This window comes from Modestobacter sp. KNN46-3 (genome assembly GCF_011039295.1).
Genome location: NZ_JAAKGN010000008.1, coordinates 36,687 through 63,591, shown reverse-complemented (window position 1 = coordinate 63,591; position 26,905 = coordinate 36,687). Strand labels below are relative to the sequence as shown.

Sequence of the window (26,905 nt, the reverse complement as noted above, 5' to 3'; positions counted from 1 at the left end):
GTGCGCCGCGGTGCGGTGCGCGCCACCGGCCAATGCGCCCACGCCGGAGGAGCGGGACACCTGCTCGCCGTGGCTGGCCCGGGAGCTGGCGCTGCTGCCCCGACTGCGGGTGATCGTGGTGCTCGGCGGGTTCGGCTGGACGGCGCTGTGGCCGGTGCTGGCCGGCGCCGGGGTGCCGCTGCCCCGGCCGCGGCCGGCGTTCGGGCACGGCGTGGAGGTGTCGCTGGCCGGCCCGAACGGCCCGCTGACCCTGCTCGGCAGCTACCACGTCAGCCAGCAGAACACCTTCACCGGCCGGCTCACCGAGCCGATGCTGGACGCGGTGCTGCACCGGGCGAAGGAGCTCGCCGCCGCGGGATGAGTCGGCGACAGGTGTCCGCCGGGGCGCGTGCGGGCCTACGGTGAGTCCATGGCCCAGCGACCGGTGATCCTGATCGTGGGCGGCGGCTACGTCGGCCTCTACACCGCCCTGCGCTTGCAGAAGAAGCTGCGTCGCGGGCGGGCGGAGATCATCGTGGTCGACCCGCAACCGCACATGACGTACCAGCCGTTCCTGCCCGAGGCGGCGGCCGGCTCGGTGGAGCCCCGGCACGTCGTCGTCCCGCTGCGGCGCACGCTGGACCAGTGCCGCGTCATCACCGGTGCGGTGGCCGGGCTCAGCCACGCCGACCGGACCGCGACGGTGACGCCGGCCGAGGGCGACTCCTTCGAACTGCGCTACGACGTGCTGGTGATGGCCGCCGGCTCGGTGGCCCGCACCCTCCCCATCCCGGGCCTCGCCGAGCACGGCATCGGCTTCAAGAACGTCGGCGAGGCCATCTACCTGCGCAACCACGTGCTGGCCCGGCTGGACGCCGCGAGCTCCACCGACGACCCGCAGGTGCGCCGGCGGGCGCTGACCTTCACCTTCGTCGGCGGGGGCTACGCCGGCATCGAGGCGTTCGCCGAGCTGGAGGACATGGCCCGCTACGCCCTGGAGCGCTACTACCCCCGGCTGTCCCCGGCGGACATGCGCTGGGTCCTGGTGGAGGCGACCGGCCGGATCCTGCCCGAGGTCGACGCGGACATGGGTGCCTGGACGGTGCAGCAGCTGCAGGCCCGCGGCATGGAGGTCAAGCTCAACACCACGCTGGACTCCGTCTCCGACGACGGCGTCGTGCGCACCGGCGACGGTGACGAGTTCGCCAGCGACACCCTGGTCTGGACGGCGGGCACCAAGCCGCACCCGATGCTCGCCCAGACCGACCTGCCGCTGGACGAGCGCGGCCGGGTCCGCTGCCGGGCCACGCTGCAGGTCGACGGCCTGGACGGCGCGTGGGCCGCCGGCGACCTCGCCGCGGTGCCGGACGTGACCAAGGACGAGCCCGGCGCCACCACCGCCCCGAACGCCCAGCACGCGGTGCGGCAGGCCAAGCGGCTGGCCGACAACATCGTGGCCGTGCTGGACGGTGAGCAGCCGGTGGAGTACCGGCACGCCTACGCCGGTTCGGTGGCCAGCCTCGGGCTGCACAAGGGGGTGGCCCAGGTCTACGGGGTCAAGCTCAAGGGCCGACCGGCCTGGTGGATGCACCGCGCCTACCACGTCAGCCGGGTGCCCACCCTGAACCGCAAGGTGCGGGTGGTCGCCGACTGGGCGCTCGCCTCGGTGTTCCGGCGCGAGGTCATCGCGCTGGGCCAGTTGCAGAACCCGCGGCGGGAGTTCGTCGCCGCGGCCACCGGCGGCCAGGCCCCGTCGATCCCGCCGCCGAGCGCGGCCGACCGGGACCAGTCGGGCCCCCGGGCCAGCTAGGGTCCCGGGCGGGCCCCGAGCCCGCGCCCCCGTAGCCCAATCGGCAGAGGCAGGCCCCTTAAAAGGGTTCCGGTGTCGGTTCGAACCCGACCGGGGGCACCCGTCCGGGTGGTCCCGGGCACACGGGAACTACCGGCGCTGAGCTGGCGTTACACCAGACAGCGTGGGGCGGACGAACTGAGCCCCACGGCCCGACCAGTCACCTCGAGGAGATGACGATGCCCAGCAGCAACCCGGCCTTCCGGGGCCTCCCGGCAGCCGGCAACGGCCCGTCCGCCGGCTGGGGCTCCGCCCCGCAGCAGACGTACGGCGGGGCACCCACCCAGCACGACCCGTACGCCGCTCCGTCGCCGTACGCCGCGACCGACCGCGCCTACATGACGATGGACGACGTCGTCACCAAGACCGGCCTCAGCTTCCTGGTGACGGTGCTCTCCGCCGCCGTCACCTGGGCCGTGCTGCCGGACAGTCTCGCCCTGGGCCTCACGCTCCCGGCCGTCCTGGTCGCCCTCGTGCTCGGCCTGGTCATCGCGTTCAAGCAGGTCGCCAACCCGGTCGCGACGCTGACGTACGGCGCTCTCTACGGCGTGGCGCTCGGCGCGATCAGCGAGATGTTCAACGACCAGTACAGCGGCATCGTGGCGCAGGCGCTCATCGGCACCTTCGGTGTCTTCGCCGGCATGCTGGTGGTCTACAAGACCGGCGCCATCCGGGTCACCCCGAAGCTCACCCGCTGGATCGTGGGCGCGCTCTTCGGCGTCCTGGCGCTCGTGATCGTCAACCTGGTCGCCAGCTTCTTCATCCCCGGCGGCCTGGGCCTGCGCGACGGTGGCCCGCTGGCCATCATCTTCAGCATCGTCGTCATCGGCGTCGCGGCGTTCACGCTGCTGCTGGACTTCGACATGGCCGACGAGGCGATCCGCCGCGGCGTCGAGCCGAAGTTCGCCTGGTACATCGCCTTCGGCCTGCTGGTCACGGTCATCTGGCTGTACATCGAGATCCTGCGGCTGCTCAGCTACTTCCGCGAGTGATCGCAGGCCCCCGTCCCGGGGTCTGACACACGACGACCGTGGCCCGGTCCCCGCGAGGGGGCCGGGCCACGGTCGTCTGTGCGCGCAGCCCCGGCGGCCGGTCGGCCGCCGGGGCGCGACGTCAGGAGAGGCGCTCGAGCACCATCGCCATGCCCTGCCCGCCACCGACGCACATCGTCTCCAGGCCGAACTGGCCGTCGCGGGCGCGCAGCCCGTTGAGCAGCGTGCCGGTGATCCGGGCGCCGGTCATGCCGAAGGGGTGCCCGACCGCGATCGCGCCACCGTGCACGTTCAGCTTGTCGATGTCGATGCCCAGGTCGCGGTAGCTGGGGATGACCTGGGCCGCGAACGCCTCGTTGATCTCCACGAGGTCCATGTCCGAGATGGACATGCCCGCCCGGGCCAGCGCCTGCTCCGAGGCCGCGACCGGGCCGTAGCCCATGATCTCCGGCGACAGCCCGGTGACCCCGGTGGAGACGATCCGGGCCAGCGGGGTGATGCCCAGCTCCTGCGCCTTGCGGTCGCTCATGATCACCAGGGCGGCGGCGCCGTCGTTGAGCGGGCAGGCGTTGCCCGCGGTCACCCGGCCGTCGGGGCGGAAGACCGGCTTCAGACCGGCGAGCCCCTCGAGGGTGGTGCCGGCGCGCGGGCCGTCGTCCTTGCTGACCACGGTGCCGTCCGGCGTGGTGACCGGGGTGATCTCCCGCTCCCAGAAGCCGTTCGCGATCGCCTGCTCGGCCAGGTTCTGGCTGCGCACGGCGAACTCGTCCATCTCCTGGCGGGAGACGTCCTTGAGCAGCGCGAGGTTCTCCGCGGTCTGGCCCATGGCGATGTAGGCGTTGGGGAGCTCGCCGTCCTCGCGCGGGTCCTGCCAGCTCTCCGCGCCGCTCTCGGCGGTCTTGGCGACCCGGGCCTCGGCGTCGGCGAAGCGCGGGTTGTGGGTGTCCGGGATGGCGTCGGAGTTGCCCTTGGTGAAGCGGGACACCAGCTCGACGCCGGCGGAGATGAACACGTCGCCCTCGCCGGCCTTGATCGCGTGCAGCGCCATCCGGGTGGTCTGCAGCGAGGAGGAGCAGTAGCGGGTGATCGTCGTCCCGGGCAGGTGGTCCATCCCCATCAGGACGGCGACGACCCGGCCCATGTTGAAGCCCTGCTCACCGCCGGGGAGGCCGCAGCCCAGCATCAGGTCGTCGATGTCGGTCGGGTCCAGCTGCGGCACCTGGTCCAACGCGGCCCGGGTGATCGTCGCGGCCAGGTCGTCCGGACGGAGGTCCTTGAGCGACCCCTTGAACGCGCGGCCGATGGGGGAGCGGGCGGCGGCGACGATGACGGCTTCGGGCATGGGTCCTCCACGATGAGGCGCGCCACCTCGGAGGCGGCGACGGACGTCAGATGACCCGAACCTACCCCCGGGTAGCTCCGCCGTCCGTCGGCGGCGGGGCGCTCACTGCGGTGCGGCCTCCAGCACGGACTCGTCGGCCTGCTCGGGCGTCGGGATCTCCGGGGGCCGCCGTCGACGGAGCCGGGCCCAGGGGCCCCGGGGACCGGTCTCGTTGCCGCGGACGGCGGTCGGCTGCACCTCGGTGCCGGTGCGGCCGGCGGCTCGGGCCGCGGCCTGGGCGACCGGCCGGACGGTGTCCCGGCGCAGCCGCAGCCCCCGGTCGGCTGCCGCGGGCCACACGCCGATCGAGTCGGCGATCGAGGGCAGCATCGAGGCGGCCGCCGCGGCGTACCCGGCCGCCGACGGGTGGAACTCGTCGTGGCTGAAGAGTTCCCGGTCGCTGGCGAACGAGGGGCCGAGGACCGAGCCGAGGGAGACGGTGCGCCCGCCCTCGGCGACCACGGCGATCGTCTGCGCGGCGGCCAGCTGGCGGCTCCAGCGCCGGGCCAGCACCCGCAGCGGCTGGGCGATCGGCCGGATGGTGCCCAGGTCGGGGCAGGTGCCGACGACGACCTGGCAGTCCGCGGCGATCAGCCGGCGCACGGCCTCGGCCAGCGCCCGCACCGAGTCCGCGGGCCGGGCCCGGCTGGTGACGTCGTTGGCGCCGATCATGATCAGGGCGACGTCGGGTCGTTCGAGCAGGGCCTGGTCCACCTGGGCGGTGAGGTCCTTGGACACGGCGCCGGACCTGGCGAACTTGGCCAGCCGGACCGGCCGCTCGGCCAGTTCCGCCAGCGCTGCGGCGATCAGCACACCAGGGGTCTGCCCGGCGTCGTCCACCCCGAGCCCCACGGCACTGGAGTCGCCGAGCACCGCGAGCACGAGCGGCTTGCCGCGACCGCGGCCGTACACGCCGTTGCCGGTGGGCGGGTCGGCCTCGGACGGGTTCGCCTTGACCCGGCGCCGGGCGGCCCGCGCCTCCTGGCGCAGCAGCGCCACCAGCGCGGCGCCGGCCAGCCCCACGCCGCCACCGCCGTAGGCGGCGCCGGTCGCCAGCCGCCGCGCCCTGCTCGCTCGTGTCACCCGGCCCGTCCTCTCTCCTGGCTCCTCGGCCGCGTGCTGCGGCCCGGAGCGCTGAATCCCAGGCTAGCCACCCCCTACGGTGGCGCTGTGGACGAACGCGCTGAGATCACCCCTGCTGGCGGGGACCCCGCCGACCGGCAGCAACAGATCGTCGACGTCCTCGTCGACGCCTTCTCCGACCTCATGGCCGCCGATGCCGACGCCTTCCGGACCAAGTTCCGCAAGATGGCGGCGGATCCCTTCGCCTTCTACCGCGGGTCGGCATGCCTGTTCTACGCCGACATGGCGACGCTGGAGGACCCCTGGTGTGACGAGCGGACGTCGCGCGTGTGGATCCAGGGTGACCTGCACGCGGAGAACTTCGGCACCTACATGGACGGGCAGGGCCGGATCGTCTTCGACGTCAACGACTTCGACGAGGCCTATCTGGGCCACGTCAGCTGGGACCTGCGCCGGTTCGCCGCCAGCTTCGCCCTCCTCGCCTGGCGCAAGGCGCTCGGCGACGACGTGATCGACGCCGTGCTGCGCCGCTACCTGGAGTCCTACCTGGACCAGGTGCACGCCTTCGTCGCCGCCGACGACGACCGCTCCTTCGCCCTCCGCCGGGAGAACACCGAGGGTGCGGTGCACGAGCTCGTGCTGGAGACCACCGAGCACACCCGGATCGCGCTGCTGGAGCGGATGACGGTGATCGAGGCGCACCAGCGCCGCTTCGCGGACCGTCCGCGCACCCGCCGGCTGGACGACGACGAGCGGGACCGGGTGCTGGCCGCCGTGGAGCGGTACCGGGAGACGCTCCCGCCCGGCAAGCGCCGCCGGGAGGTGACCTACGACGTGAAGGACGTCGTCGCCACCGGTGGCTTCGGCATCGGCAGCGCCGGGTTGCCGGCCTACAACGTGCTGATCGAGGGGTACGACCAGGCGCTGGAGAACGACGTCGTCCTGTCGATGAAGCAGGGCAACGTGCCGGCGCCCAGCCGGGTGGTGACCGACCCGGAGATCCGCCGGCACTTCGAGCACGAGGGGCACCGGACGGCGATGAGCCAGCGGGCGCTGCAGTCCTACGCCTCGGCCTTCCTCGGGCACACCGAGATGGACGGCGTGGGCTACGTGGTCGCCGAGCTCTCGCCCTACGAGCTGGACCTGGACTGGGACGACCTGACCGAGCCGGAGGAGATCCTGCCCGTGGTCGCCCAGCTGGGGCGGGCCACGGCCAAGATGCACTGCGTCGGGGACGCCGACAGCGACCACGAACTGGTCGACTTCCAGACCGAGGACGCGATCACCGAGATGATCGGTGACCGGCGCGAGGAGTTCATCGCCGACCTGATCGACTTCGCGCACTCCCACGCCGAGCGCACCCGCGCCGACCACCGGCTCTTCGTCAACGCCTTCCGGTCCGGACAGATCCCCGGGGTCAGCTCCAGCGGAGCCCACCCGGTCACCTGATCGGCAGCTCGATCAGCATGCCGCGGTGCCCGCCCACCGGCCGCAGGTCGTACTCGTCGGTGACGATCTGGAAGCCCAGGCGCTCGTAGAAGCCGACGGCGGACGCCCGGGCGTCGCACCAGACCAGCTGCCCGCCGCAGGCAGCCACCCGGGCCAGGCCCGCGGCGACCAGCGCCCGGCCCGCGCCGAGCCCCCGAACCCGCGGGTCGGTGGCCATGCCCCGCAGCTGCCAGGAGCCCTCGCCCTCCCGCCAGGGGCAGTCGCGCGGGTGGAAGCGGACCACGCCGACCACCTCGTCCCCGTTGATCCGGGCGGCCAGGTGCAGCGTGTACGGAGCGTCGTCCTCGTCGATCTCGACCGGTCGGCCCTGGCGCAGCTCCTGGGCGCGCAGCGGGTAGGTCGCCGCCGCGTCGACCTGCTCGATGGTGATCGTCCCGGACTCCGCCTCGGTGGTCACGACAACAGTCTCCTCGATCCTGGGCGGTCCCGTCGCCGGAGCCGGCCCTGTGCGACGACTGACCTGATCAGACCCCTCCTGCTGCACCCCACGAGGGTGCAGCAGGAGCAGTCACCTGGTCACCCTCCGTCACCGGCCGCGACGACCGCGGCGCGTGCGCAGGTAGTCGGCGACGACGTACTCGCCGAGTCGCTCGCTGTCGGGCTGGAACACCCGGCCGCCGGCCCGCGCGGTGATGTCGTGCACGAACTCCACCAGCCCGGGCTCGGGGTCCAGGGCGAAGACGTTGAGCGTCGCGCCGGTGCGGGCCACCCGCTCCACCTCGGCCACCGTGCGGGCGATCGTCTCGGGCATCGGCGGCCAGCAGAAGTACGGCGTCCCGTCGTCCTCCAGGTGGGCGGTCGGCTCCCCGTCGGTGACCACCAGCACCACCGGCTCGGCGTCCCGGTGCCGGGCCAGGAAGCGGCGGGCCAGCATCAGGCCGTGCTGCAGGTTGGTGCCCTGCAGGGTGTCCACCGACAGCTCGGCCAGGGTCTCCGGGCGGAGCACCTGGGCGGTGGAGGAGAAGCCGATGATCTCGATGGCGTCCTGCGGGAACTGGGTGGTCACCAGCGAGTGCAGGGCCATCGCCGTCGACTTCGCCGCGCCCCAGGTGCCGCGCAGCGCCATCGAGTAGGACAGGTCGACCAGCAGGGCCACCGCGGCCCCCGTGCGCCGTTCGGTCTCCACCACCTCGAAGTCCTCGACGGCGATCTGCACCCGGCGCTGGCCCTCCTCGCGGGGGCTGCCGGCGCTGCGCAGCACCGCGTTGCGCACCGTGCGGACGACGTCCAGCGGCTGCTCGTCGCCGAACCGCCACTCCCGCGAGGCCCCGGTCAGCTCCCCGGCGGCGCCGGCGTCGGCGACGTCGTGCTCCCCGCGACCGGTGGCCGACAGTTTCGCGAACACCCGGCGCAGGGCCGTGGCACCCAGCCGGCGCACCGCCTTGGGGGAGAGCTGCAGTGCCCCCTCCGAGCGGTCGAGCCAGCCCTGCCGCTCGAGCTCCCGCTCCAGCCGACGCAACGCCGCGAGGTCGTCGACGGCCGAGCGGCCCAGCGCCTGCTCCAGCAGCTCCTCGTCCACGTCGGCCAGCGAGGCGCCGGCGTAGCCCTGGGACAGCTGCTGGGACAGCGCCTCCAGGTCGGCGAGCTCGGCGACGGCGGTCGTCGCGTCGCCCAGCCCCAGCGGTTGGTCCCCGTCGGGCACCGGGCCGCGCTGGCCCCACGGCAGGTCCGGCCGGGCCTGCCGCAGCGCATCGGACAGGTGCGCCATCTCGCTCTGCAGCCCGAGGTCGCCCATCGCCTGGCCCATCAGGTCCTGCAGCTCGGCCCGCTGCTCGGCCGACAGCCCGGCCATCATCCGCTCCTGGGCGGCCGCCCGGCGGGCGAGGGAGTCGATCAGCTCCTCCACCGACTGCGGGTCGTCGGGGAAGAACTGCCCGTGCCGGTCCATGAAGTCGGCGAACTGCTGGTCGGTGTCCTCGCCCCGGTTGTGCGCATCGACCAGCGCGGACAGGTCGGCGACCATGTCCTTGACCGCCTGCATCGCCGCGCCGTCGCCGTCCTGCATCTGCTGCAGGGCCTGCTTCATCCCCTGGAACGAGCTGTCCAGCACCTCCTGCCGCAGCAGCTCCTCGATCTCCCGGTAGGCCTGGGCGGCCTCGGGCGAGCGCCAGGCGTGGTCCTTCAGCGCGCGGACGGCCCCGGCGGTGTCCTCCGGCAGCGTGTCGAGCTCGGCCTCGGCCAGCCGGGCGGCGTCGTCGGGGTCGGGGAACAGCGCCGTCCGCTCGGCCTCGACCGCCCGGTCCAGCAGTTCCCGGACCTGCTCCAGCGTGCCGTCCAGTCGGCCGGCCTCGCGGGCCTGGCGCAGCCGGTCCCGGACGGTGCGGCGCAGCTGGTCCAGGCCGCGCCGACCGTCGACACCGCGGCGCAGCAGGTCGCGCATCGCCTCCCGCACGCCGCTGCCGGCCAGCACCTGGTCGCCGATCTCGTCGACCGCGGACGCCACGTCGTAGGGCGGCGCCAGGGGGTCGGGCCCGCCCCGCCACTTCCCGTACCGGTAGCCGCCGTGCCGTCGCTGCGGCATCTCAGGCTCCGTAGACCGTGCGCGAGCCGTCGGTGTCCTTGGCCAGCCGGCGGGTCAGCCACAGCCCCTCCAGCGCGAACTCGACGGCGGCGGCGGCCTGCTCGGCGGACTGCTCGCCCTCGGGCACCCCGAGCCGGCCGAGCAGCTGGGCCAGGTGCGGGATGGTGCCCAGCTGCCCGAGCAGGACGGCGGCCGGCACCAGGTCACCGGACTCCACGGTGTCCCCGCCGGTGAAGTGCTCCTGCAGACCGGTGAGGTCGAGGCCGCCGCAGCGGGCCCGGAAGGTCTGCGCGGTCGCCTGGCGCAGCAGGTGCTCGAGCACCTCCAGGTCGCGGTCGTCGTCGGCGTCGCTGCCGGAGTCGGCGAACTCCACCTTCCCGCGGCTGGCCGGGACGATGCTGGGCAGGTCGACCACCCGCGCCACCGGCCGGCTCTCCCCGGCGACGGCGGCCCGGCGCACCGCGGAGGCGGCCACCGTCTCCAGCCCGGCGATGGCGAACCGGGCGCTGACCCCGGAGCGCTGGTCGACGTGGCTGGACTCGCGGACCAGCCGGGTGAACCGGGCGACGATCTCCACCAGGTGCTGCGGCACCAGCGGGGTGCCGAGCTCGCCGCTCCCGCCCAGCCAGGTCGTCTGGGCCTCCTGCTCCAGCAGGCGCACCTCGTCGGCGAGCTCGATCGGGTAGTGGGTGCGCACCTCGGCACCGAAGCGGTCCTTCAGCGGGGTGATGATCCGGCCGCGGTTGGTGTAGTCCTCGGGGTTGGCGCTGGCCACCAGCAGCAGGTCCAGCGGCAGCCGCACCCGGTACCCGCGGATCTGGATGTCCCGCTCCTCCAGCACGTTGAGCAGCGCGACCTGGATCCGCTCGGCCAGGTCGGGCAGCTCGTTGACGCTGAAGATGCCGCGGTTGGTGCGCGGCACCAACCCGTAGTGGACCGTCTCCGGGTCGCCCAGGGTGCGGCCCTCGGCGACCTTGATCGGGTCGACGTCGCCGATCAGGTCGCCGACGCTGGTGTCGGGGGTGGCCAGCTTCTCGCCGAACCGCTCGCTGCGGTGCAGCCAGCCGACCGGGGTCGCGTCGCCGTGCTCGGCGACCTGACGGTGCCCCCAGACGCTGATCGGCTGCAGCGGGTGCTCGTTGAGCTCGCTGCCGACCAGCACCGGGGTCCACTCGTCGAGCAGGCCGACCAGGGTGCGGATCAGCCGGGTCTTGCCCTGGCCGCGTTCGCCGAGCAGCACCAGGTCGTGCCCGGCGATGAGCGCCCGCTCGACCTCGGGCACGACGGTGTCCTCGAAGCCGACGATGCCGGGCAGCGTGGGCTCGCCGGCGGCCAGCCGGGCGAGGAGGTTCTGGCGGATCTCGGCCTTGACCGGCCGGGGGGCGGCTCCGCTGGCGCGGAGCTCGCCGAGAGTGGTGGGAGCGGGAGGGGTGGGGGACTGGGTGGTCCCCGTCAGTGCGGCGTCCGTCACCTCGACCACGGTACGACGGACCTGTGACACCCGGGTGTCCGTCACACCGCGCATCCGCGGACTGCGAGGATCGGCGGCGTGTCCGTCCCCGGTGCAGTGCCCCTGGTCAGCGGTGCCGACGTCGAGTCGGCCGCGCGGTTGCTGGACGGCGTGGTGCGCCGGACGCCGCTGGAGCACTCCCGCGCGCTGGCGGAGCGGGTCGGCGGGCCCGCGTGGCTCAAGTGCGAGAACCTGCAGCGCACCGGCTCGTTCAAGATCCGCGGCGCCTACACCCGGATCGCCCGGCTCAGCGACGCCGAGCGCGCCCGGGGCGTGGTCGCGGCCAGCGCCGGCAACCACGCACAGGGCGTCGCGCTGGCCGCCCGCGAGCTGGGTGCGGCCGCGACCGTGTTCATGCCGGAGAGCGCCCCGCTGCCCAAGGTCGCCGCCACCCGCGGCTACGGCGCGGACGCCCGGCTCGGCGGGGAGACCCTCACCGAGGCGATCCTCTCGGCGGTCGAGTACGCCGACCGGACCGGCTCGGTGTTCATCCACCCCTTCGACCACCCCGACGTCATCGCCGGGCAGGGCACCGTGGGCCTGGAGGTGCTCGAGCAGTGCCCGGACGTGGCCACGGTGGTCGTCTGCACCGGCGGCGGCGGGCTGGTGTCCGGGATCGCCGCCGCCGTGAAGGCCCGCCGTCCCGACGTCCGGGTGGTCGCGGTCCAGGCGGCGACGGCAGCCGCCTTCCCCGCCTCGCTGGCTGCCGGTCGGCCGGTGCCGCTGACCAGCATGGCGACGATGGCCGACGGCATCGCCGTCGCCGCCCCCGGTGACCTCACCCTGGCGCACGTCTCCGGCCTGGTCGACGACGTCGTGACGGTCAGCGAGGGCGACCTCTCCCGGGCGCTGCTGTTCTGTCTGGAGCGCGCGAAGCTGGTGGTCGAGCCGGCCGGGGTCGCCGCGGTCGCCGCGCTGCTGGCCGACCCCGCCGCGTTCGCACCACCGGTCGTGGCGGTGGTCTCCGGCGGCAACATCGACCCGGTGCTGATGATGAAGGTCGTCCAGCACGGCATGGCCGCCGCCGGCCGCTACCTGTCGCTGCGGGTGCAGGTGCCCGACCGGCCCGGCTCGCTCGCCGGGCTGCTGCGGGAGCTGGCCGGGCTGGCCGCCAACGTGCTCTCCGTCGAGCACGAGCGGTTGACGCCGCGCCTGGTGCTGGGCGAGGTGGAGGTCGGCGTGCACCTGGAGACCCGCGGCCCCGACCACGCCGAGCACGTGCTGGCCGCGCTGTCCGCGGCCGGGTACGCCCCTCGCGTCGACTGACCGGCGCGGCCCGATGAGTTCTCCGGGTGGGGCGGGTCTGCACCCCTGAGCCGTCGCACCGCGACGGCCGGACGGACCACGCGTCGTCGGAGGAGTGTTCATGGAACGGACCCGCCTGGTGCCCGGAAAAGACAGTGATAACCGTCGGTGGGCGGGCCTAGCGTGCGCGGCATGACCGATGCCGTCGTCGTCGAGGGGCTCGTGAAGCGCTTCGGGGAGAACACCGCGCTCGGTGGGGTCGACCTCACCGTGTCCGAGGGCACCGTCCTCGGGCTGCTGGGGCCCAACGGCGCCGGCAAGACCACCGTCGTCCGGATCCTGAGCACGCTGTTGCAGCCCGATGCCGGGCGGGCGGAGGTGGCCGGGCTCGACGTGGCCACCCAGGCCGACCAGGTGCGCGCCACGATCGGGCTGACCGGTCAGTACGCCGCGGTCGACGAGTACCTGACCGGGCACGAGAACCTGGAGATGGTCGGGCGGCTGTACCGGCTCGGCAAGCGCGAGGCCAGGTCGCGCGCCGGCCAGCTGCTGGAGCGCTTCGACCTCGCGGACGCGGCGAACCGCCCGGCGAAGACGTACTCCGGCGGCATGCGCCGTCGGCTGGACATCGCCGCCTCGCTCATCGCCCGGCCCCGGGTGCTGTTCCTCGACGAGCCGACCACCGGGCTCGACCCGCGCAGCCGGCTGGGCATGTGGGAGTTCATCGCCGACCTGGTCAGCGACGGGACGACGATCCTGCTCACCACCCAGTACCTGGAGGAGGCCGACCGGCTGGCCGACCGGATGGTGGTCATCGACCGCGGCAAGGTGATCGCCCGGGGCACCGCCGACGAGCTGAAGGCCCAGGTGGGCGGCGAACGGCTGGAGCTCACCGTGGGCACCGTCGAGCAGCTCGCGGTGGTGACCGACGCCCTGCGCCCGCTCTCCCACGGCGAGCTGCACGCCGACCGGCAGACCCGGCGGCTGTCGGTCCCGGTCACCGGCGGCACCGACACGCTGGCCGAGGCGCTGCGCCGGCTGACGGGCACCAGCGCGCAGGTGCTCGACATCGGCCTGCGCCGGCCCGACCTGGACGACGTCTTCCTCACCCTCACCGGACGCTCCGCAGAGGACGCCGACACCGCCACCGACGCCGAGCCCTCGGCCACCGTCAGTGCAGGAGCGCAGTCATGAGCAGCACGCTGGCCGAGACCGTCTCCGACAGCGTCGTCATCACCAAGCGGAACCTGATCAAGGTCAAGCGGGTGCCCGACCTGATCGTCTTCGCGACCCTGTCGCCGATCATGTTCGTGGTGCTGTTCCGCTACATCTTCGGTGGCGCCATCAACCTGCCGCCGGGCATCAGCTACGCCGAGTTCCTGCTGCCGGGGATCTTCGCCCAGACAGTGGTCTTCGGCTCCACCGTCACCGGGGCGAGCATCGCGGAGGACCTGCAGAAGGGGCTGATCGACCGGTTCCGGTCCCTGCCGATGTCGCGGTCGGCGGTGCTGATCGGCCGCACCGTCGCCGACCTGGGGCTCAACGTCATCTCGATCACGGTGATGGCGCTGACCGGGTACGCCGTGGGCTGGCGGATCAACTCCTCGATCGCCGAGGCGATCGGCGGGTTCCTGGTGCTGCTGATCTTCGCCTTCGCCATCTCCTGGCTGATGGCGCTGGTCGGCCTGCTGGTCCGCACCCCGGAGGTGGTCAACAACGCGAGCTTCATCGTGATCTTCCCGTTGACGTTCGCTTCCAACGCCTTCGTCCCGCTGGAGAGCTTCCCGGCGCCGCTGCGGGCCTTCGCCGAGTGGAACCCGGTCTCCACCGTCGTCCAGGCGGCCCGGGAGCTGTTCGGCAACGTCCCCGCCGGGGCCCCGGTCCCCGACGTCTGGTCGCTGCAGAACCCGGCGCTCTACACGGTGCTGTGGACCGTCGTGATCCTGCTGGTCTTCGTGCCGCTGGCGGTTCGGGCCTACCTGCGCACCGCCAGCCGCTGAGGCCGTGGGCCTCTCTGCCCCCGCCGCTCGCAGGCTCCCGGCGGGACGCTGCAGCGAGGCCGCGGGTGACGGCCGGCCGGGCGTGGGGGTGAAGATGGGCGGGATGAGCACCACTGCACCGGCTCCCTCGCCGGACTCCGCGTCCCTGTCCGCGTCGAACCCGCTGGCCGCCCCGTCGGCGCTGCCCTACGAGCTGCCCCCGTTCGCCGACATCTCGCTGGAGCACTGCCGGGAGGCGCTGCTGGCCGGGATGGCCGAGCAGCGGGCCGAGGTCGCCGCCCTGCTGGCCGACCCGGCCGAGCCGACGTTCGAGAACACCGTCGTGGCCCTCGAGCGCTCCGGCCAGCTGCTCGGCCGGGCGGAGGCGGTGTTCTGGAACCTGTCCTCGTCGATGTCCAGCGACCGGCTGCGGGAGATCGAGCGGGAGGTCGCCCCGCTCTCGGCGGCCCACTCCGACGCGCTGCGTCTGGACCCGGCGCTGTTCGCCCGGATCGACGCGGTCCACGCCGGGCGGAACGACGCCGGCCTCGACGAGGAGGCGGTCCGCCTGGTCGAGCGCTACCACCTGGACTTCGTCCTCGCCGGTGCCGGGCTGGACGACGCCGGGCGCGAGCAGCTCCGTGAGCTCAACCAGCGGCTGTCCGAGCTCTCCACGACCTTCGGGCAGAACCTGGTGGTGGCCACCGAGGCGGCGGCGGTGCTGGTCACCGACGAGACCGAGCTGGACGGACTGAGCCCCGCCGAGGTGCAGGCCGCAGCCGGCGCCGCCGCCGAGCGCGGGCACGACGGTGGGTACCTGCTCACCCTGGTGCTGCCCAGCGGCCAGCCCGCGATGGCCAAGCTGCGCAACCGGGAGCTGCGCCGCCGGCTGCACGAGGCGTCGCTGACCCGGGCCTCGGTCGGGGAGCACGACAACGGCCCGATCGCGGTGGAGATGGCGCACCTGCGCGCCGTCCGGGCGCAGCTGCTGGGCTTCGACACCCACGCCGACCTGATCGCCGCCGACCAGACCGCCCGCACGTCCGCTGCGGTCGACGAGCTGCTGGCCGCACTGGTCCCGCCGGCGATGGCCAACGCGAAGGCCGAGGGCGAGGTGCTCGCCGAGGTGGCCACCGCCGACGGGGTCGAGCTGGCCGCCTGGGACTGGTCGTTCTACTCCGAGCGGGTGCGGGCCGAGCGTTACGCCGTGGACAGCGCCGCGCTACGGCCGTGGTTCGAGCTGGACCGGGTACTGGTCGACGGGGTGTTCCGCGCCGCCGAGCTGCTCTACGGCCTCACCTTCACCCCGCGCCCGGACCTGCAGGGCTACCACCCCGACGTCCGGGTCTGGGAGGTCTTCGCCGACGAGCAGCCGATCGGGCTCTACCTGGGTGACTTCTTCGCCCGGGAGGGCAAGCGCGGCGGGGCCTGGATGAGCTCGTTCGTCAGCCAGTCCGGCCTGCTGGACACCCGGCCGGTGGTCTTCAACTGCCTCAACGTCACCCGGGCCGCGGCCGGGCAGCCGACGCTGCTGACCCTCGACGAGGTGACGACGCTCTTCCACGAGTTCGGGCACGCGCTGCACGGGCTCTCCTCGGCAGTGACGTACCCGCGGTTCAGCGGTACCAGCGTGCCGCGCGACTTCGTGGAGTTCCCCAGCCAGGTCAACGAGATGTGGGCGCTGTGGCCGGAGGTGCTGGCGCACTACGCCAAGCACGTCGAGACCGGGGAGCCGCTGGCGCAGGAGACGGTCGACGCGCTCGAGGCCGCGGCCCTGTGGGGCGAGGGGTTCGCGACCGTCGAGTACCTGGGGGCCACGCTGCTCGACCAGGCCTGGCACCGGATCGGGCCGGACACCGAGGTCGCCGACGCGCAGGCCTTCGAGGCGCAGGCGCTGGCCGACGCCGGTGTCGCCTTCGACCTGGTGCCGCCCCGGTACCGGACGACGTACTTCCAGCACGTCTTCGCCGGCGGCTACTCGGCCGGCTACTACTCCTACATCTGGTCGGAGGTGCTGGACGCCGACACCGTGGAGTGGTTCAAGGAGAACGGTGGGCTGCGCCGGGAGAACGGCGACGTCTTCCGTGGTGAGCTGCTCTCCCGCGGTGGCTCGGTCGACCCGCTGGGCGCCTTCGCCGCCGTCCGCGGCCGGGCCGCCGACACCGGGCCGCTGCTGCGCCGCCGGGGGCTGACGCCCGTCGCCTGACCCCGACACGCAGAACGCCCCTGCGCCAGGCGGGCTCGGGGCCCGCCCGGTCAGGTGGCGGACGTCGCTCTGCACGCGTTCCGTCCGCTCCGCACGTGCTGCAGCACGTGCAGAGCGGAGGAAGAGCGTGCAATGCGGCGAACGCGGCGGATGCGCGGCCGGTTTCAGAGCCAGGGGAGGGCGAGCACCAGGTCGAGGTCGTCGGGGGCAGCGCCGTCCCGGACCAGGCGGTTGGGCTGGCGGTGGCCGCAGGCGGTGCAGCGGTGCACCACCTGCCAGCCCTTGCCCGACTTCTCGACCAGACCGATGGGCTCCATCAGCTGCCGGCACTCGCTGGCCCGGTCGCCCGGCAGGTCGTCGACGTGCAACGACCACAGGCACCACGGGCAGTGGTTGCGGTAGTGCCCGTCGGTGTTCGCCGGCACCAGGGTCTGGCAGTGCCCGCAGACGAAGGTGGTGTTCTCCGCCCGCCGGGAACGCGCCCGCCCGCCGTCCACCGTGCCGGCCTCGTCCATCGCGCTCGTCACTGCCCTGGCCGGCAGGTCAGGGGATGAACGGCTCGACGGCCAGGACCTTCACGGAGATGTCCTTGCCGTTCGGGGCCTGGTAGGTGACCGTCGAGCCCGGCGCCGCGCCCACGATCGCCGAACCCAACGCGGACTCGGGGGAGTACACGGTCAGGTCGGTGGTGCCGGCGATCTCCCGTGAACCCAGCAGGAACCGCTCGGTGTCGTCCTCGTCGCCGTCGAAGGCGATCGTGATCACCGTGCCGACGGCGGCGTTGGTGGCCGTCGTCGGCGGCTGCCCGACCCGGGCCTTCCGCAGCAGGTCGGTGAGCTGGCGGATCCGGCCCTCGGCCTTGCCCTGTTCCTCGCGGGCCGCGTGGTAGCCGCCGTTCTCCTTGAGGTCACCCTCCTCGCGGCGGTCGTTGATCTCCTTTGCCATGGCCGGGCGGCTCGCCACCAGCTGCTCGAGCTCGGCTCGCAGCCGGTCGTGGGCCTCCTGCGTCAGCCAGACGCCCTGGTCCTGCTCGTCGGTGGGGGTGGCCACAGTCGCTCCCGGTGCTCGTCGTCGCGACCCGCTGCGCTCGCAGGTCACCGGTGGTCAATCCGAGCAACGTAACACCGGAGCCCGGCCCCGTGCAGCCGTCTACGGAACGGATCCGGCCGGGATGGCCCCCCGACCCCGGGGCCCACCGGAGTGGTGCGGGGCACACCAGGAGTCGCCGGGGTGCGTGCCACGACCCGTCGGCCGGGGGGACAATGGGTGTCGCGACCGGGCGTGCGTGTCGCGCACGGAGCAGGGCACCGTCGGGCACGGGTTCGACGAGCGGAGCGAGGAGCAGCACACGTGACCGAACCGGACCAGTTGCGCCTGCTCGCGGTGCACGCCCACCCCGACGACGAGTCGAGCAAGGGCGCCGCGACCATGGCCAAGTACGTCGCCGAGGGCGCCCGCGTGATGGTGGCGACCTGCACCGGCGGGGAGCGCGGGTCGGTGCTGAACCCGGCGATGGACCGCCCCGAGGTGTGGGAGCGGATGGCCGAGATCCGCAGCGAGGAGATGGCCCGGGCTCGGGAGGTCCTCGGTGTCGAGCAGGAGTTCCTCGGCTTCGTCGACTCCGGGCTGCCCGAGGGTGACCCGCTGCCGCCGCTCCCGGAGGGCTGCTTCGCCTTGGTGCCGGTCGAGGAGGCCGCTGCGCCCCTGGTCGAGCTGATCCGGCGGTTCCGGCCGCAGGTGGTGCTCACCTACGACGAGCGGGGCGGCTACCCGCATCCCGACCACATCAAGACCCACGACATCTCGGTGCACGCCTTCGAGGCAGCCGGTGACCCGGACCGCTACCCCGACCTCGGGGAGCCCTGGCAGCCGAGCAAGCTCTACTACCACATGGGCTTCACGCTGCCCCGGACGAAGGCGCTGCACGAGGCGATGCTGGCCGAGGGGGCCGAGTCGCCGTACACCGAGTGGCTGGCGAAGTGGGACCCGGCCAACGACATCTCCCACCGGGTGACCACCCGGGTGCCCTGCGCCGAGTACTTCCCGGTGCGGGACGCCGCACTGATCGCCCACGCGACCCAGATCGACCCCACCGGCCGCTGGTTCTCGGTCCCGCTGGACCTGCAGACCCGCACCTGGCCGACCGAGGACTACGAGCTGGCGCGGTCGCTGGTCGACGTCCCTGTCCCGGAGGACGACCTGTTCGCCGGCGTCCGCACCTCGGAGCGTGTCTCGTGACCACTGCACTCACCCTGCTCGCCGTCCAACAGCAACCGGTGCCGGAGGACGTCGGCAAGGGCGGTCCGTTCGGGCTGCTGCTCATCGTCGTGCTGCTGATCGCGGTGCTGTGGCTCGGCCGGTCGATGGGCCGGCACCTCAAGAAGGTGCCGCGCAGCTTCGACCCGGCCGACCAGGTCCCGGACAGCCCGGCCGAGCTGATGGTCGACGTCCCGGCCCGGGAGCCGGGGGCCGAGCTGCTGGACACCCTGCGCCGGGCGCCGCTGGCCATCGAGCCGCCACGCCGTCCGCAGGACGGCGACGGCTGGGGTGGGCGGCCCGCCGCCTCCTGACCGACCCGGGCGCAGCCCGCAGTGGGGGCGGGCGCCGGGTGGGAGACCCACCCGGCGTCCTCGGGGACACGAGGTCCCACGGTCACCAGCGGTGCGCCACGTCGTTCACGAGCCGGGGGGTGTGGTCGCTGTTCGGCGTACCCGCCAGGGTTCGGCGGGTCGCCTGGTGATGCTGTCGAACCAGCGGCGCGCGACCGACCTCTCGGCGGACGGCGCCGGGATCTGACCCGCGCGGGGGATCCTCGCCGGTGGCCGGCGCGGGAGGGGCCGCGGTCGGCGATGATCCTCCGATGGCGACGCAGCAGGCCCGGCGCGACCCCGGACAGCAGGAACGACCCGGGCTCGGCCGGTTCGGCACCCGTGCGCTCGAGGTGGGCGAGAACGTCGTCTACGCGGGCATCGCGCTGTTCCTGGTGGTCAGCGCGCTCGTGCTGCTCGTCGTGGCCGGGAAGACGACGTGGGGGATGGTCGGCGACCTCTCCCAGGCCCCGGTGCTCGAGCTGCTCGACGTGCTGCTGCTCGTCTTCATCATCGTCGAGCTGCTGTTCGCGGTGCGGATCACCGTGGAGCGCCGTGAGCTGGTGGCCGAGCCGTTCCTGTTGGTCGGGATCATCGCCTCGATCAAGGAGATCGTCGTGCTGTCGGTCGAGGCGGCGGGGGTCCTGGGCAAGGGTGCGGAGTTCGACGACCGGATCACCGAGATCGCCGTCCTCGGCGTGCTGGTTGTCCTGCTCGGGTGCACGGCGTGGCTGCTGCGGCTGAAGGAGCGCGAGCCCGACGAGGGTGACGCGCCGCCGCGGGGCTGATCGGCCGGATCGGCCCCGCGGACCTCACCAGCGGTGGGCGACGTCCACCACGACGCGGGCGCCGTCGGGCTGTCCCGGCGCACCGGCGAGCACGAAGACCCGGAAGGGCAGCCGGGCCCGGGTGCCGACGGCCAGCGTCGTCTGTCCCTCGAAGGAGCCGCCCCAGGCGACCTGGCGCAGCGTGCGCGCGCCGGTGACGTCCACGACCTCCGTGCGGTCGGCGGGCTGGTACGTCGGCTCGTAGGTGTCGTCGTACGCGGGTGCCTGGACGACCACCTGCAGCACGGCGCCGCCCCGGACGGGCACCGGCGTCCCGGAGCCCTGGGCGCCCACCTGGTCGACGTACCGGACGAAGTAGCCGGCCGACCCCTCGGCACCCTGCAGGTCGACGACCAGCCGGTCGAAGCACGGGTGCTGCCCGGTGCGGACGTCGGTGATCGTGCCCCAGGGGCTGGCGGGCGGCTGGCTCTCCGGCAGTGATCCCCAGCGGATGCCGCAGTACGGGTCGCTGGCCGCCTGGGCCGGCAGTGCGCCGCCCAGCAGCGCGAGGGTGCTGAGCAGCACCACGACCAGCATGCGCGGACTCGTTCCGTTCCGGTTCACGGCCGCCTCCTCGAAGTCGTCCTCGGGTGGTGCCCGGTGCGGCTGCGGGGGGAACATGACGATCTTGTGACGCCGTCCGTCAGGCGGTGCCCTCCGCGGCGATCAGGTCGGCGACCTCCTGAGGGCGCACGCTGCAGTCGTCGCCGGAGTCCGGTTGGTCGGCGGCCAGCCCGGTGATGCCGACGTCCTCGACCGGCTGGAAGCCCAGCCGGTCGAGGTGGCGCGGCAGCCGGGCCTGGGCGTTGAGCACGTGGGAGCGGGACAGCCAGCCCAGGCCGTCCTCCACCTGGAAGTCGAGCCCGCCGCCGGGGGCGCGGCGGACGTGCCCGGGGGAGGGGAGCAGGCCGGCCAGCTGGATCGCCTGCTCGGGGTACAGGGTGTCCGGCGGGGTGTCGAAGTAGTACCAGCTGGCCGTGCAGACGCCGTACAGCGTGGGGCCGAACTGGGCGTGGTTGACGTAGAGCTCGAGCATCCGACGGTCGTCGACGACCAGGGCCAGCTCCGCGGCCAGGCCGGCCTCCACCGCCTTGCGCCAGGCGCTCAGCTCCTGGTTGAGGAACAGGTTCTTGGCCACCTGCTGCGGGATGGTCGAGCCGGATGGGTCGTCCTCGCCGCGCAGGTGGGCCTGTGCGCGGGCGAGCAGCGACTCCCACTCGAAGGCGCCCGAGCGGTAGGGGAGCGGGGCGTCCTCGTGGGCGATGACCGCGGCGAGGAAGTTCCGGGAGACGTGCTCGACCGGCACGGACTGCTGGATCGAGCCGGCCGGGTTGGCGGCCATGAACGCCGTCGTCGGCGGGTCGATCCAGCGCAGCGACACCATCACCAGCGCCTGGAGGACGAAGACGACGGCGACCAGCCGGCCGAGCGCCCGGAGGGCGCCGCGGCGCCCTCCGGGGCGACGGCCCGGCCACGTGCGCCGGGGGCGCGGCTCCGGGGCCGGCGGCGGTGCGTCGTCGGATCGGCCGCCCCGCCGCCAGCGCCGCGCGGGGCGGGACTGCCCCTCGGCCGGCGGGCGTGGGTGCCAGCCGGCCGCGTCCGACGGTGGGCCGTACCGGTCGCCGCCGGCCGGGGGGAACGGGTCGGACGGGTACGCGGTGTCCGCAGGTGGCCCGTCGGCCGGGCGGCGGAACCGCACGGTCGGCTGGCGGTCCGGCGGGACGTGGGTCATACGGTGGAGCTCCCCAGGGGTCGACGCGAGCCGCCATCGTACGGGCGCCGGCCCGGCAGATGGCGCCGCTCGAGGCCCGCTGCGCCGTTCGGGCGGGGCCGGGGACGGGAAGGAGAGGGCCATGCCGAACCGCCTCGCCACCGCGACGAGCCCCTACCTGCTGCAGCATGCCGACAACCCGGTCGACTGGCGGGAGTGGGGCCCCGGCGCGTTCGAGGAGGCCCGTGAGCGCGGCGTGCCCGTGCTGGTCTCCGTGGGCTACGCGGCCTGCCACTGGTGCCACGTGATGGCGCACGAGTCGTTCGAGGACCCGCAGACGGCCGCACAGATGAACGCCGGCTTCGTCTGCGTGAAGGTCGACCGCGAGGAACGCCCGGACGTCGACAGCGTCTACATGACCGCCACCCAGGCGCTGACCGGCCACGGCGGCTGGCCGATGACGGTCTTCACCACGCCGGACGGCGCACCGTTCTACTGCGGGACCTACTTCCCGCCCCGGCCACATCCGCAGCTGCCGGCGTTCCGGCAGGTGCTCAGCGCGGTGAGCGAGGCCTGGGCCAGTCGGCGCGACGAGCTGGAGTCGGCGGGGGAGAGCGTCGTGGCCGGCATCTCCAGTCGGCTGGACCTCGGCGACCCCAGCCCGCTGTCCGCCGACCTCCTGGACCGGGCCGTCGGCGTGCTCGCCGACAGCCACGACCGGCGCGCCGGTGGCTTCGGCGGCGCCCCGAAGTTCCCGCCGTCCATGGTGCTGGAGTTCCTGCTCCGCGCCCATGCCCGGCGAGGTGACCCCAACTCCCTCGGCATGGCCGTGCACACCGCCGAGGCGATGGCCCGCGGGGGCGTCTACGACCAGCTGGCCGGTGGCTTCGCCCGGTACTCCGTCGACGAGCACTGGGTGGTGCCGCACTTCGAGAAGATGCTCTACGACAACGCCCTGCTCCTGCGGGTCTACTCGCACCTGTGGCGGAGCACCGGGGCCCACTGGGCCCGTCGGGTCGCCGACGAGACCGCCGCGTTCCTGGTGCGGGACCTGGGTACCGCCGAGGGCGGGTTCGCCTCGGCGCTGGACGCCGACACCGAGGGGGTCGAGGGGCTCACCTACGTCTGGACGCCGGTTCAGCTGGTCGAGGTGCTCGGCGCGGACGACGGCGCCTGGGCCGCGGAGGCCTTCACCGTGACCCCCGAGGGGACGTTCGAGCACGGCAGTTCCACCCTGCAGCTGCTGCGCGACCCCGACGACGCCGGGCGGCTGGCCAGGGTGCGGGCGGCGCTGATCGCTGCACGGGCGCAGCGCCCGCAGCCGGCCCGCGACGACAAGGTGGTCACCGCTTGGAACGGGCTGGCGATCGCGGCCCTGGCCGACCACGGCGCGTTGACCGGCGACCCGGGGCTGGTCGGGGCCGCGGCTCGGGCAGCCGCGCTGCTGCATCAGGTCCACTGGGTGGACGGACGGTTGCGCCGCGCCTCCCGGAACGGCTCGGTTGGGGCCAACGCGGGGGTCCTCGAGGACTACGGCGACCTCGCCGAGGGGCTGCTGGCGCTGCACGCAGCCACCGCTGACGGGCGGTGGCTGAGCTGGGCCGGGGAGCTGCTCGACGTCGTCGCCGCGCAGTTCGTCGACGGCGAGGGGCAGTGGCACGACACGGCAGCGGACGCCGAGGCGCTCGTCCACCGCCCGTTCGACCCGACCGACGGCCCCACGCCGGCGGGCATCGCGGCGGCTGCGGGCGCGCTGGTCGGCTACGCGGCGCTGGCCGGCTCGCCGGAGCACCGGGCCCGCGGGGAGGCGGCGCTCGCGTCGCTGGCCGGGTTGGTGGCGCAGGCGCCGCGGGCGGCCGGCTGGGCGGCGGCGGTGGGGGAGGCGCTGTTGGCCGGCCCGCTGGAGGTGGCCGTCAGTGGGCCGGCCGGTCCGGAGCGCGACGCGTTGACGGCCGCGGCACGTGCATCGGCGAGCCCGGGCGCGGTGGTGGTGGCCGGCGAGCCGGATGCTCCCGGCGTCCCGTTGCTGGCCGGGCGGCCGGTGCGCGACGGCCATCCGGCCGCCTACGTCTGCCGCGGTTTCGTCTGTGCGGCGCCGGTCACGGAGGTGTCCGCTCTCAGCGCAGCGATGGGGCCGGTGGTGAACTGATTACAGGATTACAGTGTGCGGTATTCGTTCCACCGAGGAGGAATCGTGCACGCACACCACCGCTTCCCACCCGAGGGCTTCCCTGGTCGCGGGCGTGCCCGTGGCCGCGCCGCGGACGCCCCCCCGCCGGTCGATCGCGCCGAGGTCGCCGGCTGGTTCGCCGGACGGCTCCCCGACGAGTGGTTCACCGGCCCGGTCGAGCTGGTCGTCGACCGGGACGAGATCACCGTCGTGGGGTCGGTTCCCGAGCCCGAGCCGGGTGACGGCGACCCGACGGCCGCCCGTGCGGGACGGATCGCCCGCTTCCGGGAGCAGACCCGCGGCCAGCGGATGGCGATCGCCGATGCCGCCCAGGAGCGTTACGGCCGGTCGGTCGCCTGGGGTGCGACCTGCGGCGACGTCCGGGAGCTGTTCACCACGCTCTCCGTGCCGGTGATGACCCGACTGCGGCAGCCCGAGCGTCTGGTGCTGGACACCCTGGTCGACGCCGGCGTGGCCCGGTCCCGGTCCGAGGCGCTGGTCTGGACCGTGCGCCTGGTCGGCCAGCACGCCGACGACTGGCTGGCCGAGCTGCGGCAGGCCATGGCCGCCGTCGAGGAGGTGCGCGCGCGGGGTCCCCGGTAGGAGGGCCGCGGGCCCGTGCGGGGGCCGGGGGACACTGGGTGCCGTGCCCGACACCGCTGAGCCCACCGACACCGACGTGCTCGTGGTGGGGGCCGGTCCCGCCGGGGCGGCTGCGGCCGCCTGGGCCGCGCGCGGCGGCGCCGACGTCGTCCTCGCCGACGCCGCCGTCTTCCCCCGGGACAAGACCTGCGGTGACGGCCTGACCCCCCGGGCCATCGCCGAGCTCGACCGGCTGGGGCTCGGCGACTGGGTGCGCTCGCACGGCCGCAACCGGGGGCTCCGGGCGGCCGGCTTCGGCCAGGAGCTGCTGCTGCCCTGGCCCGGTGGCGCGCTGCCCGACCACGGCGGTGCCGTCCCCCGCACGGAGCTGGACGCCCGGATCCGCTCGGTGGCCCTGGACTCGGGCGCCACCCCGCTGGAGGGTGCCCGCGCGGTGGACGTCGAGCGGGACGGCGACCGGGTGGCTGCGGTGGTGTTCCGCCGTCCCGACGGGTCGACGACGACGGTCCGCTGCCGCCGGCTGGTGGTGGCCGACGGCGTCCGCTCGCCGCTGGGCCGGGTGCTCGGCCGGGAGTGGCACCGCGACACCGTCTACGGGGTGGCCGCACGCGGCTACGTGCGCTCCGGTCGCAGCGACGACGAGTGGATCAGCTCGCACCTGGAGCTGCGTGGGGCCGAGGGGGAGCTGCTGTCCGGCTACGGCTGGGTGTTCCCGCTGGGTGCCGAGCGCGGTGAGGTCAACGTCGGGGTCGGCACGCTGGCGACCGAGCGCCGTCCGGCCGAGGTGCGGCTGCGCAGCCTGCTGGAGCTCTACACCGACCAGCGGCGCGCGGAGTGGCAGATCGACGGCGCCGTGCAGGCCCCCGCCAGTGCACTGCTGCCGATGGGCGGTGCGGTCTCCGGCGTCGCCGGGCGCAACTGGGCGCTGGTCGGGGACGCCGCGGGCTGTGTCAACCCGCTCAACGGCGAGGGCATCGACTACGGGCTGGAGACCGGCCGCAGCGTGGTCGACCTGTTCGACGACGACGACTGGTCGCACGCCTGGCCCACGACGCTGCGCCGGCACTACGGCGAGGCCTTCTCCATCGCCCGCCGGCTGGCCGGGCTGCTCACCGTGCCCAGGTTCCTGCCCGCCGCCGGCCCGGTGGGCATGCGGTCCCGGCTGCTGATGACCGTCGCCCTGCGGGTCATGGGCAACCTGGTGACCGACACCGACCGGGACGTCGTCGCCCGCGCCTGGCGCCGGGCCGGCCGGCTCTCGGTGCGGCTGGACCACCGCCCGCCGTTCGCCTGAGCCGCCCCTCGCCCGGGCTCGGGCACGACGCGCCGGACCGCCGCCTGCCCGCTACTGCGTGATGCGCAGCACTGTGCGTTCCACACCGACGAGCCGGAGGGCCCCGATGGACACCACGCAACTGCTCAAGGGGGTGCTGGACCTCGCCGTCCTCGCGGTGCTGGACGGGGAGGACGGCTACGGCTACGACGTCGTCCGGCGGCTGCGCGCCGGGGGGCTCGAGGAGGTCGGCGACGCCTCGGTCTACGGCACGCTGCGGCGGCTGTACGCCGCGGGCCACCTGACCAGCTACGTCGTCCCCTCGGCCGAGGGGCCGCACCGCAAGTACTACGGGCTCAACGTCTCCGGGCGGGCACAGCTGGAGATCGCGACCAAGACCTGGCAGGGCTTCGCCGACACGATGGCGGCCCTGCTGACGACCGATCCGGAGGTGGCGGCATGACCGGCGCGACGAGTGTGGGCCGGCAGGCCGAGGTGGCGGAGTACGCGGCGGCGGTGCGCGCCGCGCTGACCGACGTCCCGGCCGACCGGTGCGAGGAGCTGCTGGAGGACCTCGAGGACCACCTGGCGGAGGTGGCCGCGGACGGCGATGCGCCGCTGGAGTTCCGGCTGGGGTCGCCGCGCCACTACGCCGACGAGCTGCGGACCGCCGCCGGGTTGCCGGTCGCGCCGCCGGCCGAGGACGACCAGGTCGGCCTGACCGAGTTGGTCACCCGGCTCCGGTCCTGGGCGCCGGTGCGGCAGGTCGAGGCGTTCCTCCCCGAGCTGCGGCCGGCGTGGTGGGTGGTGCGGGCCTGGGCGGCGGTGACCGCGGTGGACGTGGTGTTCGTCGGGGGCACGTCCTTCCCGGTGCCCACCCTCGGGCTCGGCCCGGTCGGCCTGCTGATCACCGGTGCGGCGATCGCCTGGTCGGTGCGGCTGGGCCTGCAGGCCCGGGCGGAGGGGCGCGAGCCGGGGCGCCGCGCCGCCCTGGTCAACGCCGGGCTGGGGCTGCTGACGCTCGTCGCCCTGGTCGGCCTGGCCGACGGGCCCGGCGTCGCCACCGCCGAGCAGGTGTACGTCGAGGACGCGCAGCCGGACCACCTGGTGCACGAGGACGGCACGCCGATCACCAACATCCTGCCGTTCTCCTCCACCGGTGAACCGCTGACCGGCGTCCTGCTCTACGACCAGGACGGGCGCCCGATCGACGGGCTCGCCGACGCGACGGTCGACGGCGAGCAGGTCGAGACGGTGCCGGACGCACCGCTGCAGCCGGGGAACGCCTACCCTCAGCAGCGACAGGTGCTGAGCTGGGACCAGTACGGCGAGGAGACCGCCGTCCCGATGCCACTGCCGAGCATCGCGCCCAGCACCGGCGTCGCACCCAGCGCCGGCGTCACCCCGGAGCCGGAGCCGGTGCCGGCCGTGCCGGGGGAGACCCCCGGGACCGGTCCGGGCGCGCCGCCGACGCCCTGA

The 26,905-nt window shown here is 74.1% G+C and carries 25 protein-coding genes and 1 tRNA gene; 17 read left to right on the top strand and 9 right to left on the bottom strand.

The features are described from left to right. From G5C62_RS04390 to G5C62_RS04375, 4 genes are all read left to right on the top strand, one after another. Nucleotides 1-361 (top strand): uracil-DNA glycosylase family protein (locus tag G5C62_RS04390; protein ID WP_277424754.1); only part of this gene is annotated, 361 nt, incomplete at its 5' end. A 48-nt stretch (nt 362-409) separates the two neighbouring features. After that, entirely contained in the window at nt 410-1,789 is a 1,380-nt protein-coding gene (locus G5C62_RS04385; RefSeq protein ID WP_164700044.1) for an NAD(P)/FAD-dependent oxidoreductase, read from the top strand. A gap of 25 nt (nt 1,790-1,814) precedes the next feature. Continuing rightward, nucleotides 1,815-1,888, top strand: a tRNA-Leu gene (locus G5C62_RS04380). Between the two features lie 119 nt (nt 1,889-2,007). Continuing rightward, nucleotides 2,008-2,820, top strand: coding sequence for a Bax inhibitor-1/YccA family protein (locus G5C62_RS04375; RefSeq protein ID WP_164700045.1), 813 nt, complete (start codon nt 2,008-2,010; stop codon nt 2,818-2,820). A 121-nt stretch (nt 2,821-2,941) separates the two neighbouring features. On the opposite strand, the gene G5C62_RS04370 is transcribed toward G5C62_RS04375, so the two are convergent. Together G5C62_RS04370 and G5C62_RS04365 are read right to left on the bottom strand one after the other, a co-directional pair. Then, complete coding sequence (locus G5C62_RS04370) at nt 2,942-4,162, bottom strand: acetyl-CoA C-acetyltransferase (protein WP_036341067.1); 1,221 nt, start codon at nt 4,160-4,162, stop codon at nt 2,942-2,944. A gap of 102 nt (nt 4,163-4,264) precedes the next feature. Beyond that, nucleotides 4,265-5,284 (bottom strand): SGNH/GDSL hydrolase family protein, encoded by a 1,020-nt coding sequence (locus tag G5C62_RS04365; protein WP_036341069.1) that lies wholly within the window; start codon nt 5,282-5,284, stop codon nt 4,265-4,267. A gap of 87 nt (nt 5,285-5,371) precedes the next feature. On the opposite strand from G5C62_RS04365, the gene G5C62_RS04360 reads away from it, so the two are divergent. After that, nucleotides 5,372-6,733 (top strand): DUF2252 domain-containing protein, encoded by a 1,362-nt coding sequence (locus G5C62_RS04360; RefSeq protein WP_241175692.1) that lies wholly within the window; start codon nt 5,372-5,374, stop codon nt 6,731-6,733. Here G5C62_RS04360 and G5C62_RS04355 read toward each other — a convergent pair. From G5C62_RS04355 to G5C62_RS04345, 3 genes are all read right to left on the bottom strand, one after another. After that, complete coding sequence (locus G5C62_RS04355; protein ID WP_052091663.1) at nt 6,726-7,190, bottom strand: GNAT family N-acetyltransferase; 465 nt, start codon at nt 7,188-7,190, stop codon at nt 6,726-6,728. The genes G5C62_RS04360 and G5C62_RS04355 overlap by 8 nt on opposite strands. Before the next feature lie 129 nt (nt 7,191-7,319). Further along, the gene (locus G5C62_RS04350) at nt 7,320-9,314 is read right to left on the bottom strand and encodes a VWA domain-containing protein (protein ID WP_036341071.1); all 1,995 of its coding nucleotides are present in this window, start codon (nt 9,312-9,314) and stop codon (nt 7,320-7,322) included. A gap of 1 nt (nt 9,315) precedes the next feature. After that, entirely contained in the window at nt 9,316-10,785 is a 1,470-nt protein-coding gene (locus G5C62_RS04345) for a sigma 54-interacting transcriptional regulator (protein ID WP_164700046.1), read from the bottom strand. A gap of 78 nt (nt 10,786-10,863) precedes the next feature. On the opposite strand from G5C62_RS04345, the gene ilvA reads away from it, so the two are divergent. From ilvA to G5C62_RS04325, 4 genes are all read left to right on the top strand, one after another. After that, nucleotides 10,864-12,090 carry a threonine ammonia-lyase gene (gene ilvA / locus G5C62_RS04340; protein WP_197058613.1) on the top strand — a complete coding sequence of 409 codons (1,227 nt, stop codon included), beginning with the start codon at nt 10,864-10,866 and terminating at the stop codon, nt 12,088-12,090. A 171-nt stretch (nt 12,091-12,261) separates the two neighbouring features. After that, on the top strand, nt 12,262-13,263 hold the full coding sequence (locus G5C62_RS04335) for a daunorubicin resistance protein DrrA family ABC transporter ATP-binding protein (RefSeq protein ID WP_036341076.1): 1,002 nt from the start codon (nt 12,262-12,264) through the stop codon (nt 13,261-13,263). Further along, complete coding sequence (locus G5C62_RS04330) at nt 13,260-14,069, top strand: ABC transporter permease (protein WP_164700047.1); 810 nt, start codon at nt 13,260-13,262, stop codon at nt 14,067-14,069. The genes G5C62_RS04335 and G5C62_RS04330 overlap by 4 nt, the downstream gene beginning before the upstream one ends. A 103-nt stretch (nt 14,070-14,172) precedes the next feature. Continuing rightward, the gene (locus G5C62_RS04325; protein WP_164700048.1) at nt 14,173-16,254 is read left to right on the top strand and encodes a M3 family metallopeptidase; all 2,082 of its coding nucleotides are present in this window, start codon (nt 14,173-14,175) and stop codon (nt 16,252-16,254) included. Nucleotides 16,255-16,418: 164 nt separating this feature from the next. Here the strand turns inward: G5C62_RS04325 and G5C62_RS04320 are convergent, their stop codons facing one another. Continuing rightward, nucleotides 16,419-16,769, bottom strand: coding sequence for an RNHCP domain-containing protein (locus G5C62_RS04320; RefSeq protein WP_036341085.1), 351 nt, complete (start codon nt 16,767-16,769; stop codon nt 16,419-16,421). A gap of 28 nt (nt 16,770-16,797) precedes the next feature. Next, entirely contained in the window at nt 16,798-17,304 is a 507-nt protein-coding gene (gene greA, locus G5C62_RS04315) for a transcription elongation factor GreA (protein ID WP_052091664.1), read from the bottom strand. A gap of 300 nt (nt 17,305-17,604) precedes the next feature. On the opposite strand from greA, the gene mca reads away from it, so the two are divergent. The 3 genes from mca (at nt 17,605) to G5C62_RS04300 (ending at nt 19,630) form a co-directional block, all read left to right on the top strand. Continuing rightward, nucleotides 17,605-18,492: a mycothiol conjugate amidase Mca gene (gene mca / locus G5C62_RS04310; RefSeq protein ID WP_164700049.1), complete on the top strand. Its 888-nt coding sequence runs from the start codon at nt 17,605-17,607 to the stop codon at nt 18,490-18,492. Further along, entirely contained in the window at nt 18,489-18,824 is a 336-nt protein-coding gene (locus G5C62_RS04305) for a hypothetical protein (RefSeq protein ID WP_164700050.1), read from the top strand. Before mca ends, G5C62_RS04305 begins: the two co-directional genes overlap by 4 nt. Nucleotides 18,825-19,114: 290 nt before the next feature. Continuing rightward, nucleotides 19,115-19,630, top strand: coding sequence for a phosphate-starvation-inducible PsiE family protein (locus tag G5C62_RS04300; RefSeq protein WP_164700051.1), 516 nt, complete (start codon nt 19,115-19,117; stop codon nt 19,628-19,630). 24 nt (nt 19,631-19,654) lie between these two features. Here the strand turns inward: G5C62_RS04300 and G5C62_RS04295 are convergent, their stop codons facing one another. Next, complete coding sequence (locus G5C62_RS04295; protein WP_241175693.1) at nt 19,655-20,290, bottom strand: hypothetical protein; 636 nt, start codon at nt 20,288-20,290, stop codon at nt 19,655-19,657. Nucleotides 20,291-20,312: 22 nt separating this feature from the next. Next, a complete protein-coding gene (locus G5C62_RS04290) occupies nt 20,313-21,401 on the bottom strand; it encodes a transglycosylase domain-containing protein (RefSeq protein WP_164700052.1) in 1,089 nt (362 codons plus the stop codon). Nucleotides 21,402-21,522: 121 nt separating this feature from the next. Between G5C62_RS04290 and G5C62_RS04285 the strand changes: the two genes are divergently transcribed. The 5 genes from G5C62_RS04285 (at nt 21,523) to G5C62_RS04265 (ending at nt 26,905) form a co-directional block, all read left to right on the top strand. Continuing rightward, nucleotides 21,523-23,529 (top strand): thioredoxin domain-containing protein, encoded by a 2,007-nt coding sequence (locus tag G5C62_RS04285; RefSeq protein WP_164700053.1) that lies wholly within the window; start codon nt 21,523-21,525, stop codon nt 23,527-23,529. Between the two features lie 45 nt (nt 23,530-23,574). Beyond that, nucleotides 23,575-24,153 (top strand): hypothetical protein, encoded by a 579-nt coding sequence (locus G5C62_RS04280; protein WP_164700054.1) that lies wholly within the window; start codon nt 23,575-23,577, stop codon nt 24,151-24,153. 43 nt (nt 24,154-24,196) lie between these two features. Then, nucleotides 24,197-25,447, top strand: a complete 1,251-nt coding sequence (locus G5C62_RS04275) for a geranylgeranyl reductase family protein (protein WP_164700055.1) — start codon at nt 24,197-24,199, stop codon at nt 25,445-25,447. A 106-nt stretch (nt 25,448-25,553) separates the two neighbouring features. Next, the gene (locus tag G5C62_RS04270; protein WP_036341107.1) at nt 25,554-25,889 is read left to right on the top strand and encodes a PadR family transcriptional regulator; all 336 of its coding nucleotides are present in this window, start codon (nt 25,554-25,556) and stop codon (nt 25,887-25,889) included. Next, entirely contained in the window at nt 25,886-26,905 is a 1,020-nt protein-coding gene (locus tag G5C62_RS04265; RefSeq protein WP_164700056.1) for an HAAS signaling domain-containing protein, read from the top strand. The genes G5C62_RS04270 and G5C62_RS04265 overlap by 4 nt, the downstream gene beginning before the upstream one ends.